This is a genomic window from Streptomyces sp. NPDC058955 (assembly GCF_042741435.1).
Classification (GTDB): Bacteria; Actinomycetota; Actinomycetes; order Streptomycetales; family Streptomycetaceae; genus Streptomyces.
The window spans coordinates 96,794-110,191 of the sequence record NZ_JBHYKM010000004.1 but is presented as its reverse complement, the minus strand read 5'-3'; the positions used below and the strand labels follow the sequence as shown (position 1 = coordinate 110,191).

The 13,398-nt window shown below is 71.1% G+C and carries 14 protein-coding genes; 7 read left to right on the top strand and 7 right to left on the bottom strand.

Features of this window, described 5'->3' with window-relative positions:
• Positions 1-190: 190 nt before the first annotated feature.
• The 3 genes from ACFW1I_RS03335 to ACFW1I_RS03325 are packed head-to-tail and all read left to right on the top strand — an operon-like array spanning position 191 to position 2,042.
• Positions 191-1,054 carry a GNAT family N-acetyltransferase gene (locus tag ACFW1I_RS03335; protein WP_384665578.1) on the top strand — a complete coding sequence of 288 codons (864 nt, stop codon included), beginning with the start codon at positions 191-193 and terminating at the stop codon, positions 1,052-1,054.
• A gap of 55 nt (positions 1,055-1,109) precedes the next feature.
• Positions 1,110-1,568 (top strand): MarR family winged helix-turn-helix transcriptional regulator, encoded by a 459-nt coding sequence (locus ACFW1I_RS03330; RefSeq protein WP_384665577.1) that lies wholly within the window; start codon positions 1,110-1,112, stop codon positions 1,566-1,568.
• A gap of 21 nt (positions 1,569-1,589) precedes the next feature.
• Complete coding sequence (locus tag ACFW1I_RS03325) at positions 1,590-2,042, top strand: GNAT family N-acetyltransferase (RefSeq protein ID WP_384665575.1); 453 nt, start codon at positions 1,590-1,592, stop codon at positions 2,040-2,042.
• Between the two features lie 61 nt (positions 2,043-2,103).
• Here the strand turns inward: ACFW1I_RS03325 and ACFW1I_RS03320 are convergent, their stop codons facing one another.
• Both ACFW1I_RS03320 and dnaB read right to left on the bottom strand, forming a co-directional pair.
• The gene (locus ACFW1I_RS03320; RefSeq protein WP_384665573.1) at positions 2,104-3,486 is read right to left on the bottom strand and encodes a serine hydrolase domain-containing protein; all 1,383 of its coding nucleotides are present in this window, start codon (positions 3,484-3,486) and stop codon (positions 2,104-2,106) included.
• Between the two features lie 37 nt (positions 3,487-3,523).
• Complete coding sequence (gene dnaB, locus ACFW1I_RS03315; protein ID WP_078867916.1) at positions 3,524-5,029, bottom strand: replicative DNA helicase; 1,506 nt, start codon at positions 5,027-5,029, stop codon at positions 3,524-3,526.
• Between the two features lie 424 nt (positions 5,030-5,453).
• On the opposite strand from dnaB, the gene ACFW1I_RS03310 reads away from it, so the two are divergent.
• On the top strand, positions 5,454-6,791 hold the full coding sequence (locus ACFW1I_RS03310; protein WP_384665571.1) for an MATE family efflux transporter: 1,338 nt from the start codon (positions 5,454-5,456) through the stop codon (positions 6,789-6,791).
• A gap of 208 nt (positions 6,792-6,999) precedes the next feature.
• On the opposite strand, the gene rplI is transcribed toward ACFW1I_RS03310, so the two are convergent.
• From rplI to rpsF, 4 genes are all read right to left on the bottom strand, one after another.
• Positions 7,000-7,446 (bottom strand): 50S ribosomal protein L9, encoded by a 447-nt coding sequence (gene rplI, locus ACFW1I_RS03305; protein WP_030493790.1) that lies wholly within the window; start codon positions 7,444-7,446, stop codon positions 7,000-7,002.
• Between the two features lie 18 nt (positions 7,447-7,464).
• Entirely contained in the window at positions 7,465-7,701 is a 237-nt protein-coding gene (gene rpsR / locus ACFW1I_RS03300) for a 30S ribosomal protein S18 (RefSeq protein WP_005315025.1), read from the bottom strand.
• A gap of 64 nt (positions 7,702-7,765) precedes the next feature.
• Positions 7,766-8,356 carry a single-stranded DNA-binding protein gene (locus tag ACFW1I_RS03295; RefSeq protein ID WP_031003140.1) on the bottom strand — a complete coding sequence of 197 codons (591 nt, stop codon included), beginning with the start codon at positions 8,354-8,356 and terminating at the stop codon, positions 7,766-7,768.
• A gap of 72 nt (positions 8,357-8,428) precedes the next feature.
• Positions 8,429-8,719 carry a 30S ribosomal protein S6 gene (rpsF, locus tag ACFW1I_RS03290; protein WP_004950685.1) on the bottom strand — a complete coding sequence of 97 codons (291 nt, stop codon included), beginning with the start codon at positions 8,717-8,719 and terminating at the stop codon, positions 8,429-8,431.
• A 240-nt stretch (positions 8,720-8,959) separates the two neighbouring features.
• Here rpsF and ACFW1I_RS03285 point away from each other — a divergent pair, with 240 nt between their 5' ends.
• The 3 genes from ACFW1I_RS03285 (at position 8,960) to ACFW1I_RS03275 (ending at position 11,638) form a co-directional block, all read left to right on the top strand.
• On the top strand, positions 8,960-9,274 hold the full coding sequence (locus ACFW1I_RS03285) for a hypothetical protein (RefSeq protein ID WP_030753886.1): 315 nt from the start codon (positions 8,960-8,962) through the stop codon (positions 9,272-9,274).
• A gap of 117 nt (positions 9,275-9,391) precedes the next feature.
• Positions 9,392-10,510 carry a lipid II:glycine glycyltransferase FemX gene (locus ACFW1I_RS03280; RefSeq protein ID WP_384665569.1) on the top strand — a complete coding sequence of 373 codons (1,119 nt, stop codon included), beginning with the start codon at positions 9,392-9,394 and terminating at the stop codon, positions 10,508-10,510.
• A 96-nt stretch (positions 10,511-10,606) separates the two neighbouring features.
• Entirely contained in the window at positions 10,607-11,638 is a 1,032-nt protein-coding gene (locus ACFW1I_RS03275) for an alanine racemase (RefSeq protein ID WP_384665567.1), read from the top strand.
• A gap of 34 nt (positions 11,639-11,672) precedes the next feature.
• On the opposite strand, the gene ACFW1I_RS03270 is transcribed toward ACFW1I_RS03275, so the two are convergent.
• Positions 11,673-13,226 carry a glycosyltransferase family 87 protein gene (locus ACFW1I_RS03270; protein WP_384665565.1) on the bottom strand — a complete coding sequence of 518 codons (1,554 nt, stop codon included), beginning with the start codon at positions 13,224-13,226 and terminating at the stop codon, positions 11,673-11,675.
• Between the last annotated feature and the right edge of the window lie 172 nt (positions 13,227-13,398).

Here is a 13,398-nt window from a genome sequence, read left to right as displayed (position 1 = left end):
CTCACGCAGCCGGCTTCCGTGCTCGCAGCATGACCGGCACCGGAGAGGCTTCGGGCGGAAAGCGGCGTTCTCGGGCCAAAGGGCGGGGTCGCGGACTAGGCTCCACTCTTTCGGCGCGGGCCTGTTTCACGTGAAACATCACCTGAAAACCTCTGGACGGAAGATCACCCCGTCGGAGAGCCTGGCCGTCATGCCGATCTCCCCCGCAGACCTCGCACAGCTCCCCGTCCGGCGTCTCGACCCGACCGACCTCCTGGCCTGCGCCGACCTCTCCGAGAACCGCGGCTGGCCCCGCGAAGAGCACAAGTGGGGCCTGCTGCTCACCGCGGGCACCGGGTACGGCATCGACGACCCCGACGGCGACGGCCTGCTCGCCTGCTGCGTGGTCACCTCGTACGGCCCCGAACTCTCGGCCATCGGCATGGTGCTCGTCGCCGAGCGGTACGCCCGCCGGGGCGTCGGGCGCCGGCTGATGGAGTACGTCCTGGAGGCGGCCGGGGAGACGCCGCTGACGCTCTACGCCACCCCGAACGGGCGACCGCTCTACGAAGGGCTGGGCTTCACCGTGTTCGGCCGCTCCGAGATGGTGAAGGGCCGCTTCTCCGCCGCCGTGCCCGCACCCCGCGTCCCGGTCCGCCCGGCGACCGCCGAGGACCTCCAGGAGGTGCTCCGTCTGGACGAGGAGATCTTCGGCCTCGACCGGACCCCGCTCATCACCCGGCTCCCGGCCTTCGCCGACCATCTGCGGGTCGCCGTCGAGGACGGCGCGATCACCGGCTTCGCCGCGGCCTGGCCCAACATGGACACCCATGTCGTCGGCCCGCTGATCGCGCGCGACACCGCCACCGCCCAGGCCCTGGTGGCCTCGCTCGCGGCCGCCAGCGACCGCCCGCTGCGCACGGACGTCGACCTCCGGCACACCGAACTGCTGGACTGGCTCAAGGAGAACGGCCTGGAGCCGATCACCGTCAACGCCATGATGATCCGCTCGCTCCCCGGTCTCCCCGGCGACGCCGACCGGCGCTTCGCCCCGCTGACCGTCGCGGCGGGCTGACCTCTACCCTGGACCCGCACCGGCCCACGGGCGAGGAGAGGGACGAGGAGAGAACATGACCGCGACGGACCCCGCCCTCACCGGGCTCGCCCAGCGCTGGTGCGCCCTCTCCCTGCTGCACGGACGCATCGAGTCCCACGTGGAGCGCGCGCTGGAGTCCGGACACGGCCTGAGCGTCCGCGAGTACTCGCTCCTCGACGTCCTCAGCCGTCAGCACGACGGCACCGGCGGCCACCTCCAGATGAAGCAGGTCGCCGACGCCGTCGTGCTCAGCCAGAGCGCCACCACCCGGCTGGTCACGCGCCTGGAGGACCGGGGTCTGCTCACCCGCTACCTCTGCGCGACCGACCGGCGCGGCATCTACACCGACGTCACGGAGGCCGGCCGGACGCTCCTGGCGGAGGCCCGGCCCACCCACGACCAGGCCCTGCGCGAGGCTCTGGACGAGGCGGTGAAGAACCCGGAGCTCGCCCCGCTGGTCCGGGTCGTCGAGGGCGAGCCCGCCACCCTCTGAGGCCGGTCGTACGCTGCGGGCATGAGCGATCTCCAGATCCGTCCCGCCACCGCGGAGGACCTGTCGGCCATCGTCGCGATGCTCGCCGACGACCCACTCGGCGCCCAGCGGGAGTCCCCGGACGACCCGGCGCCCTACCTCACCGCCTTCGCCCGTCTCGCGGACGACCCGAACCAGCACCTGGTCGTGGCCGTCCGCGCCGGGAAGGTCGTCGGCACGCTCCAGCTGACGATCATCCCCGGGCTCTCCCGGCGCGGCGCCACCCGTTCGATCATCGAGGGGGTGCGGATCCACTCCGAGGAGCGCGGCAGCGGCCTGGGGACCCTGCTCATCGAATGGGCCGTCGAGGAGTCCCGGCGTCTGGAGTGCGCGCTGGTCCAGCTCACCTCCGACGTCACCCGCACCGACGCCCACCGCTTCTACGAGCGACTCGGCTTCGAGGCGAGCCACGTGGGGTTCAAGCGGGCCCTCTGACCGTTCGGAGCGGAAGGCCCGTGTTTCACGTTAAACACGGGCCTTCGCACCTGAGGCCGGATCAGAGCCCGCGCCAGCCCTTCTCGTCCACCCCGCCCGGAACCGCGTCGCCGGGCTCGTACGGCTCCCGCGTGAACACGAAGGAACCGAGGTCGAGATGGCTGACACCGCCGTCGGGGCGCCGCACCACCCGGAGGGTCTCCCCCGCGTAGTAGCCGTCGAGACCGATCCAGCCGCCCTCGGGCAGCGCCCGGAAACGGGCGCGCCGGCCGGCGCCCCGCAGCGGCTCCAGCACGATCCCGTTCTCGGCGCCGAGCCGCAGCCCGTACGCGTACGTCCCCCAGTACCAGGGGCCGGTCAGGGCCAGGAGGTCCTGGTCGACCTCGGACGCGGGCAGCAGGCGCCACGGCTCGGGCAGCCGCGGTTCGGCCTCGGCCACGATCCGTACGAGGTCGGCGGCGACGACCCCCGGCTGGGGGCCGCTCGTCGCGTTGGCGAGGGCCACCCCGACCAGGCCCTCCGCGACGTCCACCCAGAGACCCGCGACGAAGCCGGGCAGCGAGCCGCCGTGACCGATGAGCGTGCCGTTCTCCCCGTGGGCGAGCTGGAGCCCGAGGCCGTACCCCATCTGGGCGTCGCCCGCGGCCGGCGGCGAGGCGGGGACCCGCATCTCGGCGACCGTGGCGGCGCTCAGCACGCGGTCGTCGCCCTCCGCGAGGAAGAGGCCGAACCGGCAGAGGTCGGCGGCCGTCGACCACAGCTGGCCGGCCGGGGCCATCACCCCCAGGTCCTCGGAGGGCTCGGGCAGCATGACGTCGGCCCAGGGGTGCACCGCCCAGCCCCCGGCGTGCGGGGCGACCGGCTCCCCCGTCGTCCGGTGCATGCCCAGCGGCTCCAGGACCTCGGTGCGCAGCGCCTCCTCCCAGGAGACTCCGCGGACCGCCTCGACCAGGGAGCCGAGCAGGGTGTAGCCGGGGTTGGAGTAGTGGAAGCTCCGGCCGACCGGATGGAGCGCGGGCGTCTCCCCCAGGACGTCGGAGAGTTCGGGCCGCGTGGTCCCGGGCGTCCGCTCCCACCAGGGCGAGGGGGTCTCCGCGGCGAGCCCCGCGGTGTGGCCGAGCAGCTGGGCGACGGTCACCTCGCCCACCCCCGTACCGGGCAGGTGCTTCTCCAGCGGGTCGTCGAGGCCGATCAGCCCTTCGTCGCGCAGCCGCAGGACGAGGACGGCGGTGAGGACCTTGGTGATGGATCCGATCCGGTACTGCGTGTCGGCGTCGGGGGCGTGCCCGTCGACGCAGGTGCGGGCACCGCTCCAGACCATCGCCCCGCCGCGCGCGACGGCGCCCACGAAGGAAGGCGCGCGGCCCTCGCTCTGGGCGCGGGCCACGCGGTGCAGCAGGGAACGCTCGGTGGTGGGCAACAGGGCTTCGAAGGCTGAGGTCATGCGACCGATCATGCCCCGCCGCCCCATCCGGGCACGATCAGGTCTGCGCCATGTCCACGAAGCGCGAGTAGTGGCCCTGGAAGGCGACGGTGATGGTGGCCGTCGGGCCGTTACGGTGCTTGCCGACGATGATGTCGGCCTCGCCGGCGCGCGGGGACTCCTTCTCGTAGGCGTCCTCGCGGTGGAGCAGGATGACCATGTCGGCGTCCTGCTCGATGGAGCCGGACTCTCGGAGGTCGGAGACCATCGGCTTCTTGTCGGTGCGCTGCTCGGGGCCACGGTTCAGCTGCGAGAGCGCGATCACCGGGAGTTCCAGCTCCTTGGCGAGGAGCTTGAGGTTTCGCGACATGTCGGAGACCTCCTGCTGACGGCTCTCCTGCCGCTTGGAGCCGCCGGACTGCATCAGCTGGAGGTAGTCGATGATGACGAGCTTGAGGCCGTTGCGCTGTTTGAGGCGGCGGCACTTGGCGCGGATCTCCATCATCGACAGGTTCGGGGAGTCGTCGATGTAGAGCGGGGCCTGGGAGACGTCCGGCATGCGGCGGGCGAGCCGGGTCCAGTCCTCGTCGGTCATCGTGCCGGAGCGCATGTGGTGCAGGGCGACCCGGGCCTCGGCGGACAGCAGGCGCATCGCGATCTCGTTGCGGCCCATTTCGAGGGAGAAGATGACGCTGGGCAGGTTGTTCTTGATCGACGCGGCCCGGGCGAAGTCCAGGGCGAGGGTCGACTTACCCATGGCGGGACGGGCCGCGATGATGATCATCTGACCGGGGTGGAGGCCGTTGGTGAGCGAGTCGAGGTCGCTGAAGCCGGTGGGCACGCCGGTCATCTCGCCGCTGCGGGAGCCGATCGCCTCGATCTCGTCGAGCGCGCCCTCCATGATGTCGCCGAGCGGCAGGTAGTCCTCGGTGGTCCGCTGTTCGGTGACCTTGTAGATCTCCGCCTGGGCCGAGTTGACGATCTCGTCGACGTCGCCGTCGGCCGCGTATCCCATCTGCGTGATCTTGGTGCCGGCCTCGACGAGCCGGCGCAGCACGGCGCGCTCGTGGACGATCTCCGCGTAGTACGAGGCGTTCGCCGCGGTCGGCACCGACTGGACGAGGGTGTGCAGGTAGGAGGCGCCGCCGACGCGGTTGATCTCGCCGCGCTTGGTGAGCTCGGCGCCGACCGTGATCGGGTCGGCGGGCTCGCCCTTGGCATAGAGGTCGAGGATCGCGCCGAAGACGGTCTCGTGCGCGGGCTTGTAGAAGTCGTGGCCCTTGATGATCTCCACGACGTCGGCGATGGCGTCCTTGGAGAGCAGCATGCCGCCGAGCACGGACTGTTCGGCGTCGAGGTCCTGCGGGGGGACCCGCTCGAAGCCGGAGAGTCCGCCGTCCCACGGGCCGTCGCTGCCGCGCTCGTGCTGCTCGTCGCGGCCCCGGCCGCGTCCGCGGCCCTCGCCACGACCGTCTCCGCGGCCTTCGCCCCGGGTGCGGACGGGCAGCCGGTCGCTCGGTCCGCCGTCGGCCCAGGGGTCGTCCATGGGCTCGGGAACGCTCACCAGGCCACCTCTTCCCGTCCGCTCCGCGGACCTCGCCGTGCCACTCCTTCTTACGCCACGGCCTTGATCAAAGAGTGGCTTTGCGTCCGCTTCTGGCGCGTCGGGCGCCGGTCCACGGTAGGCCCGCGAGGGGCATCAGCCAATCTGGTTATCCACAGGCTCTGTGGGTGAAGGCCCCAATGCTGTGGATAAGCCGCCGGATCCTGTGCACGGACCGGGGGACAGCCATGTGGACAAACTCATAGCCCCCACCCCGCTGCGGCGCTGACCTGCGGCTTTTCCATCCACGGGCTGTGGGGGAGAAAAACTTTTCCGCCTGGATCACGATCAGAACAAACAGCCCACACCCGAAGCCCAGATCCCCCCGAAAGTAAGGATCACCCATGCATTGCATCTCTTACCTGTGGACGATTAGATTGACCCCATGACCCAGGCCCCCACGAGCACCAAGGCCACACTGCGCCGGCACGACCGCGAGATCCTCTCGCTCGCCCTGCCGGCCTTCGGCGCCCTCGTCGCCGAACCGCTCTTCCTGATGGTCGACAGCGCCATCGTGGGGCACCTCGGCACCCCCCAGCTCGCGGGCCTCGCCATCGCCGGCGCCCTGCTCTCCACCGCCGTCAGCGTCTTCGTCTTCCTCGCCTACGCCACCACGGCCGCCGTCGCCCGCCGGGTCGGCGCCGGCGACCTGCCCGCCGCCCTCCGGCAGGGCATCGACGGCATCTGGCTGGCCCTCCTCCTCGGCCTCGCCGTCGTCGCCGTCACCCTGCCCACGGCCCCCGGACTCGTCCAGCTCTTCGGTGCCTCCGACACCGCCGCCCCCTACGCCACCACATATCTGCGGGTCTCGATCCTGGGCATCCCCGCGATGCTGATCGTCCTCGCCGCCACCGGCGTCCTGCGCGGCCTCCAAGACACCCGGACCCCGCTCTACGTGGCCATCGGCGGCTTCGCGGCCAACGGCGCCCTCAACGTCGGACTGGTCTACGGAGCCGGACTCGGCATCGCGGGCTCCGCCTGGGGCACCGTCATCGCCCAGTGCGGCATGGCCGCCGCCTACCTCGTCGTGGTCGTCCGGGGCGCCCGCCGCCACGGGGCCTCGCTCCGGCCCGACACGGCCGGCATCCGGGCCTCCGCCCAGGCCGGCGCCCCGCTCCTGGTCCGTACGCTCTCGCTGCGCGCCGTCCTGATGATCGCCACCGCCGTCGCCGCCCGCCTGGGCGACACCGAGGTCGCGGCCCACCAGATCATCATCTCCCTGTGGAACCTGATGGCCTTCGCCCTGGACGCCATCGCCATCGCCGGCCAGGCCATCATCGGACGCTATCTGGGCTCCGACGACGCCGAGGGCGCCCGTCAGGTCTGCCGCCGGATGGTCCAGTGGGGCGTGGTCTCCGGCGTGGTCCTCGGACTGCTCCTCGTCCTGGCCCGCCCGCTCTTCGTCCCGCTCTTCACCGACGACCCCACCGTCCGCTCCACCCTGCTCCCGGCGCTGCTCGTCGTGGCACTCTCCCAGCCGATCTCCGGAGTCGTCTTCGTCCTCGACGGCGTCCTCATGGGCGCGGGCGACGGCCCCTACCTCGCCCGGGCGATGCTGCTCACCCTGGCGGTCTTCGCCCCGATCGCCCTGCTGGTGCCGGTGCTCGGCGGCGGGCTGACCGCGCTCTGGTGGGCGATGACGCTGATGATGACGGTCCGGATGGGCACGCTCTGGTTCCGGATGCGCTCCGGCCGCTGGATCGTCACGGGCGCCACCCGCTGACCGAGGGCGGTGGGTGGGGGGGAAAAACCCAAAAAGACCCACCACCCGGGGTTGAGGGGGACGGGCGGGGGGGGGGCCCCCCCCCCGCGCCGGGGGGGGTTATAACCCTTCAACCCCCGAAACCCCCCACCCGCGGGTTTTTACGATCACACGGCGGATGGGCCGCCCCCCAGCGGGGAGCGGCCCATCCGTACTGCTGAGCGCAGCGTTACGCGGCAACGACCTCGATGCCGAGCTTCGCGGCGACCTCGGGGTGCAGACGCACGAGCACCTGGTGCGAGCCCAGGGTCTTGATCGGCGAACCGAGCTCGACGCGACGCTTGTCGACCTCGGGGCCACCGGCGGACTTGATCGCCGTGGCGACGTCAGCCGGGGTCACGGAGCCGAAGAGACGGCCGGCGTCGCCGGAGCGAACGGCCAGGCGCACCTTCGTGCCCTCGAGCTTGGCCTTGACCTCGTTGGCCTGCTCGATGGTCGCGATCTCGTGGATCTTGCGGGCGCGGCGGATCTGCGCCACGTCCTTCTCGCCACCCTTGGTCCAGCGGATCGCGAAACCGCGCGGGACCAGGTAGTTGCGAGCGTAGCCGTCCTTGACCTCGACGACGTCGCCGGCCGCACCGAGGCCGGAGACTTCCTGGGTGAGGATGATCTTCATTTTTCGGTCACCCTTCCCTTATCGCGCGGTGGACGTGTAGGGCAGCAGCGCCATCTCACGGCTGTTCTTGACGGCCGTGGCGACGTCACGCTGGTGCTGCGTGCAGTTGCCGGTCACGCGGCGGGCACGGATCTTGCCGCGGTCGGAAATGAACTTCCGCAGCATGTTCGTGTCCTTGTAGTCCACGTACGCGGTCTTGTCCTTGCAGAACGCGCAGACCTTCTTCTTAGGCTTGCGCACAGGCGGCTTCGCCATGGTGTTTCTCCTGTGTGATCAAGAAGTGTGGGGTACGAGCCGCTTCCAGGGCCCCGAGGGATCCCTAGAAGGGGGGCTCGTCCGAGTAGCCGCCGCCGGAGTTGCCACCCCAGCCGCCACCGCCGCCGGCCTGCTGGCCGCCGCCGGAGGAGCCGCCGGAGGCCCAGGGGTCGTCGGCGGGAGCACCGCCGCCGCCCTGCTGGCCGCCACCGGAGTTGCCACCCCAGCCGCCGCCACCCTGCTGGCCACCGCCGCCGCCGAAACCGCCGCCGCCACCCTGGCCACCGCGGCCGGTGGTCTTGGTGACCTTGGCCGTGGCGTTGCGCAGGCTGGGGCCGACTTCCTCGACGTCCAGCTCGAAGACCGTGCGCTTGATGCCCTGGTTGTCCTCGTAGGACCGCTGCTTCAGCCGGCCCTGCACGACGACGCGCATGCCTCGCTGAAGGGACTCGGCGACGTTCTCCGCCGCCTGACGCCAGACCGAGCAGGTCAGGAACAGGCTCTCGCCGTCCTTCCACTCGTTGGTCTGCCGGTCGAAGGTGCGGGGAGTGGACGCGACGCGGAACTTCGCGACCGCCGCACCGGACGGGGTGAAGCGCAGCTCGGGGTCGTCGACGAGATTGCCGACGACCGTGATGACGGTCTCGCCTGCCATGGGTGAACCTCTCGGCGGGATTGCTTCTGGCTGCTTGCTGCTACTCGGACCCGATTACCTCTGAGCGGAAGCTCAGTGGGTCTCGGGGCGGAGGACCTTGGTCCGGAGGACCGACTCGTTCAGGTTCATCTGGCGGTCGAGCTCCTTGACGACCGCAGGCTCGGCCTGCAGGTCGATGACCGAGTAGATGCCCTCGGGCTTCTTCTTGATCTCGTAGGCGAGACGACGACGGCCCCAGGTGTCGACCTTCTCGACCTTTCCGTTGCCCTCACGGACGACGGAGAGGAAGTTCTCGATCAGCGGGGAGACAGCGCGCTCCTCGAGATCGGGGTCGAGGATGACCATCACCTCGTAGTGACGCATGTGGAACCCACCTCCTTTGGACTCAGCGGCCACGGTCGTTCCGTGGCAGGAGGGTCGTGATGCGTGAGCGACGGCGTCCCCACTGGCAGGACCAGGGCAGACACCGGCGCAGACCGTACAGAGTACCTGCACATCGCCCTGCGGTTGAAATCCGGCGGGGAGGGGACGCAATCTGTACACATCGGACGTCGGCGGCGCTAGGATGCGCCGCCCTCGGCACGGCACGCCAGGAGGTGCCCCATGGCACAGGCAATGCGACCCGACCCCGGCCACTCCCTCTTCGCGACGGACGGCAAGCCGCACCCGCTCCAGGACACGCTGCTCGCGGTGACCCTGGTGCTCGGCGTCCTGTCCTTCGTCACGGCGCAGTTCCACAACCTGCACCTGCTCAGCTCGTGGTCGGGCCTGATCGGCATCCTGACCGGTGCCTACGGACAGTTCATCTCCGTCACCACCCGGGAGCGCTTCTTCCTGATCATCGGCCTCGGCGCCTCGGCGGTGGGCTTCTTCCTCGGCATGGCCCACGGAGGACTCTTCGGCGGCGTGATCAGCTGACACCGGGCACGTCAGGGCCCCCGCGGCCCTTCGGGGCGCTCCCCGGTCGCAGTAGGCTTCGGCGCGAGAGCCGGAGCCCCTGACCGATGGGGACACACCTGCCGAGGAGCGCCCCGCATGAGCCTGACCCTGAGGACCATCAGCCGAGAGCAGCATCTGGCGTACATCCAGACACTGCCCGGCGCGAGCCACTGCCAGGTCCCGGCGTGGGCTGACGTGAAGACCGAGTGGCGCTCGGAGAACCTCGGCTGGTTCGACAAGAACGGCGAGCTCGTCGGCGTGGGTCTGGTGCTCTACCGCCAGCTCCCCAAGCTCAAGCGCTACCTGGCCTACCTCCCCGAGGGCCCGGTCATCAACTGGTACGCCCCCAACCTCGACGAGTGGCTCCAGCCGATGCTGGCCCACCTCAAGCAGCAGGGCGCCTTCTCCGTGAAGATGGGCCCGCCGGTCGTCATCCGCCGCTGGGACGCGGCCGCGATCAAGTCCGGCATCCAGGACCCGGACGTGAAGCGCCTCAAGGACGTCCAGGCCACCGAGGTCCAGCCGCAGGCGTTCGAGGTCGCCGACCGGCTGCGCCGGATGGGCTGGCAGCAGGGCGAGGACGGCGGCGCCGGCTTCGGCGACGTGCAGCCGCGCTACGTCTTCCAGGTCCCGCTGGCCAACCGCTCCCTGGACGACGTCCTCAAGGGCTTCAACCAGCTGTGGCGCCGCAACATCAAGAAGGCCGAGAAGGCCGGCGTCGAGGTCGTCCAGGGCGGTTACGAGGACCTCGCCGAGTGGCAGCGCCTGTACGAGATCACCGCGGTCCGCGACAAGTTCCGGCCGCGCCCGCTCTCGTACTTCCAGCGCATGTGGACGGTCCTCAACAGCGAGGACCCCAACCGGATGCGCCTCTACTTCGCGCGTCACAACGGCGTGAACCTGTCCGCGGCGACCATGCTCGTCGTCGGCGGGCACGTCTGGTACTCGTACGGCGCCTCCGACAACATCGGCCGCGAGGTCCGCCCGTCCAACGCCATGCAGTGGCGGATGCTCCGCGACGCGTACGCGATGGGCGCGACCGTCTACGACCTGCGCGGCATCTCGGACTCGCTCGACGAGACCGACCACCTCTTCGGCCTCATCCAGTTCAAGGTCGGCACCGGCGGCGAGGCCGTGGAGTACGTCGGCGAGTGGGACTTCCCGCTGAACAAGCTCCTGCACAAGGCGCTGGACATCTACATGTCGCGCCGCTGACGCTCCCCGCGGGGCTTGCGTACCCTCGTAGTTCCGCGGGTCTCGTACACATCTCCGATACCCCACCGCAGCCATCAGAAAGGTTCCGGGCCGGCCATGGCGCTCTCCCTCTACGTCGACACCGCTCGCTGGCGGGCGCATCAGAAGTCCGTGATCGACCAGTTCCCCGGTCTGATCCCGGTCTGCAAGGGCAACGGCTACGGCTTCGGGCACGAGCGGCTCGCCGAGGAGGCGGCCCGGTTCGGCGCCGACATGCTCGCGGTGGGGACCACGTACGAGGCCGCGAAGATCAAGGACTGGTTCGGCGGCGACCTGCTGGTCCTGACGCCGTTCCGGCGCGGCGAGGAGCCGGTGCCGCTGCCCGACCGGGTGATCCGATCCGTCTCCTCCGTGGACGGCGTGCACGCCCTGGTCGGCGCCCGGGTCGTCATCGAGGTCATGAGCTCGATGAAGCGGCACGGCGTCCGCGAGGAGGAGCTCGCGCAGCTCGCCTCCGCGATCGAGGACGTACGGCTCGAGGGCTTCGCCCTGCACCTGCCGCTCGACCGCCCGGACGGCACGGACGCCGTCGAGGAGGTCATCGCCTGGATGGACCGGCTGCGGGCCGCCCGGCTGCCGCTGCACACCATGTTCGTGAGCCATCTGCGGGCCGAGGAGCAGGCGCGGCTCCAGCAGCAGTTCCCGCAGACCCGCTTCCGCGCCCGGATCGGCACCCGGCTGTGGCTGGGCGACCACGAGGCCACCGAGTACCGCGGCTCGGTCCTCGACGTCACCCGGGTCGCCAAGGGCGACCGCTTCGGCTACCGCCAGCAGAAGGCCGCCTCGGACGGCTGGCTGGTCGTGGTGGCCGGCGGCACCTCGCACGGCGTGGGCCTGGAGGCCCCGAAGGCGATGCACGGCGTGATGCCGCGCGCCAAGGGCGTGGCCCGGGCCGGTCTGGCGACGGTCAACCGGAACCTGTCGCCGTTCGTCTGGGCCGGCAAGCAGCGCTGGTTCGCCGAGCCGCCGCACATGCAGGTGTCGATCCTGTTCGTGCCGGCCGACGCGCAGGAGCCGCAGGTCGGCGACGAGTTGGTGGCGCACCTGCGCCACACCACGACGCAGTACGACCGACTCGTCGAGCGCTGAGCGCCCCGGGTCGGCCGTACGTCACGTCAGCGGGTCACCCCCGGGCGCCCTCGGCCCCGGGGGTTCCCCATGTCACGAGCAGTTCCTGGGTGCCGGAGTCGGGCGCGGGGGCCGCGTGCCGGGCCGGGTGGGCGGCCCTGCCCACGACGAGGACGTCGGGCGCGCCGTCCAGGACGCCGCCCGAGGGGTCGTCGGAGCCGTCGCGCCGGACCGGGTCCTTCTCGGGCGCGAGGATGTCCCGTACGACCATGGCGCACAGGTACAGGGTGCCCAGCAGGTGCAGCACGATCGCGAAGTGGTAGCCGTCGAGCGGCAGTCCCTGCTTGTTGCCGCTGCCGGTGAACGCGAGGTACATCCAGATCCCGAGGTAGTACAGGACCTCGCAGGACTGCCAGACGAGGAAGTCGCGCCAGCGCGGCCGGGCGAGCGCGGCGAGCGGCACCAGCCAGAGCACGTACTGCGGTGAGTAGACCTTGTTGGTGAGGACGAACGCGGCGACCATCAGGAACGCCAACTGGACGAGCCGCGGCCGGCGGGGCGCGGCGAAGGCCAGCCAGCCGAGCCCGCCGGCGGCCAGCACCAGGAGCAGCAGCGCGTACAGATTGGCCCGCTCGGGCGGGATCGTCTCGCCGGCGCGCTGGCTGACGAGCAGCCAGACGGAGCCGAAGTCCACGTTCCGGTCGCGGCTGAACAGGTAGAACTGCTTCCATCCCTCGGGCGCGAGGAGCATCACCGGAAGGTTCACCACGAGCCAGGAGCCCACCGCGCCGAGCAGCGCGACACCGAAGGCGCGCAGCCTGCCGGCGCGGACGCAGAGCAGCAGCAGGGGCCACAGGAGCAGCACCGGGTAGAACTTGGCGGCGACGGCGAGGCCGAGCAGGATGCCCGCGGCGAGCGGCCGGGAGCGGGACCACATCAGGATCGCGGCGGCGGTGAGCGCCACGGCCAGCAGGTCCCAGTTGATCGTGGCCGTCAGGGCCACGGAGGGCGCCAGGGCGACCAGCAGGCCGTCCCAGGGGCGCCGGCGGTGCGTCCGGGCCACACAGACGGCGAGGACGGCCGCGCAGACCATCAGCAGGCCGGCGTTGATCAGCCAGTACGCCTGTTCCTGGGCCTGGAGCTCGCCGCCGGGCGTCAGCCAGGCCGCGACCTCCATGAAGAGCCCCGTCAGCACGGGGTACTCCAGGAACGGTATGTCGCCGGAGAGCCGGTCGAAGTAGGGCACCAGGCCCTCGGCGAAGCCGCGTCCGGAGAACAGGTGCGGGATGTCCGAGTAACAGGCGTGGGTGTACTGGGAGGTGGTGCCGCGGAACCAGGCCCAGTTGTAGCAGGGCAGCTTCTGCACCATGCCGAGGGCGAACATGCCGATGGCCACGAGGGCGATCACCCGCACCGGCGTGAACTGCCCGCCCGCGGGCCCGCTGCCCGGCAGGGCACGGCGCCCGTAGCGTCCGCCGATGAGCTCGCTGCCCGCGGCGGCCACCTCGTCCCGCCGGGTGGGGGCGACGACGGGGGGCTCGCCCTCGCGCGCTCCGTCCGGCGCCGCGGGCCCGTCCAGGGGGCCGCTCGTCTTCTTCAGGCTCGGCATGGGGGACATCCTGCCGTACGCCCCTGGGAATCCGGCCGCGACCAGGACGGAAATCCGGCGCCGGATGCCGCGTTGTTTCACGTGAAACACGAAGGGCCGCCACGGTCCCGGGGGGGCGGGGGGGGGGGGGTGGGGGGGCGGGGCCCGCCCGCGCGGCGCGGGGCGGGGGACG

Bases quoted from the DNA above. Each gene is read 5' to 3' on its own strand.
- ACFW1I_RS03335 (WP_384665578.1), top strand. From the start codon at position 191: ATGCCGATCTCCCCCGCAGACCTCGCACAGCTCCCCGTCCGGCGTCTC.
- ACFW1I_RS03330 (WP_384665577.1), top strand. From the start codon at position 1,110: ATGACCGCGACGGACCCCGCCCTCACCGGGCTCGCCCAGCGCTGGTGC.
- ACFW1I_RS03325 (WP_384665575.1), top strand. From the start codon at position 1,590: ATGAGCGATCTCCAGATCCGTCCCGCCACCGCGGAGGACCTGTCGGCC.
- ACFW1I_RS03320 (WP_384665573.1), bottom strand. From the start codon at position 3,486: ATGACCTCAGCCTTCGAAGCCCTGTTGCCCACCACCGAGCGTTCCCTG.
- ACFW1I_RS03310 (WP_384665571.1), top strand. From the start codon at position 5,454: ATGACCCAGGCCCCCACGAGCACCAAGGCCACACTGCGCCGGCACGAC.
- rplI (WP_030493790.1), bottom strand. From the start codon at position 7,446: ATGAAGATCATCCTCACCCAGGAAGTCTCCGGCCTCGGTGCGGCCGGC.
- rpsR (WP_005315025.1), bottom strand. From the start codon at position 7,701: ATGGCGAAGCCGCCTGTGCGCAAGCCTAAGAAGAAGGTCTGCGCGTTC.
- ACFW1I_RS03295 (WP_031003140.1), bottom strand. From the start codon at position 8,356: ATGGCAGGCGAGACCGTCATCACGGTCGTCGGCAATCTCGTCGACGAC.
- rpsF (WP_004950685.1), bottom strand. From the start codon at position 8,719: ATGCGTCACTACGAGGTGATGGTCATCCTCGACCCCGATCTCGAGGAG.
- ACFW1I_RS03285 (WP_030753886.1), top strand. From the start codon at position 8,960: ATGGCACAGGCAATGCGACCCGACCCCGGCCACTCCCTCTTCGCGACG.
- ACFW1I_RS03280 (WP_384665569.1), top strand. From the start codon at position 9,392: ATGAGCCTGACCCTGAGGACCATCAGCCGAGAGCAGCATCTGGCGTAC.
- ACFW1I_RS03275 (WP_384665567.1), top strand. From the start codon at position 10,607: ATGGCGCTCTCCCTCTACGTCGACACCGCTCGCTGGCGGGCGCATCAG.
- ACFW1I_RS03270 (WP_384665565.1), bottom strand. From the start codon at position 13,226: ATGCCGAGCCTGAAGAAGACGAGCGGCCCCCTGGACGGGCCCGCGGCG.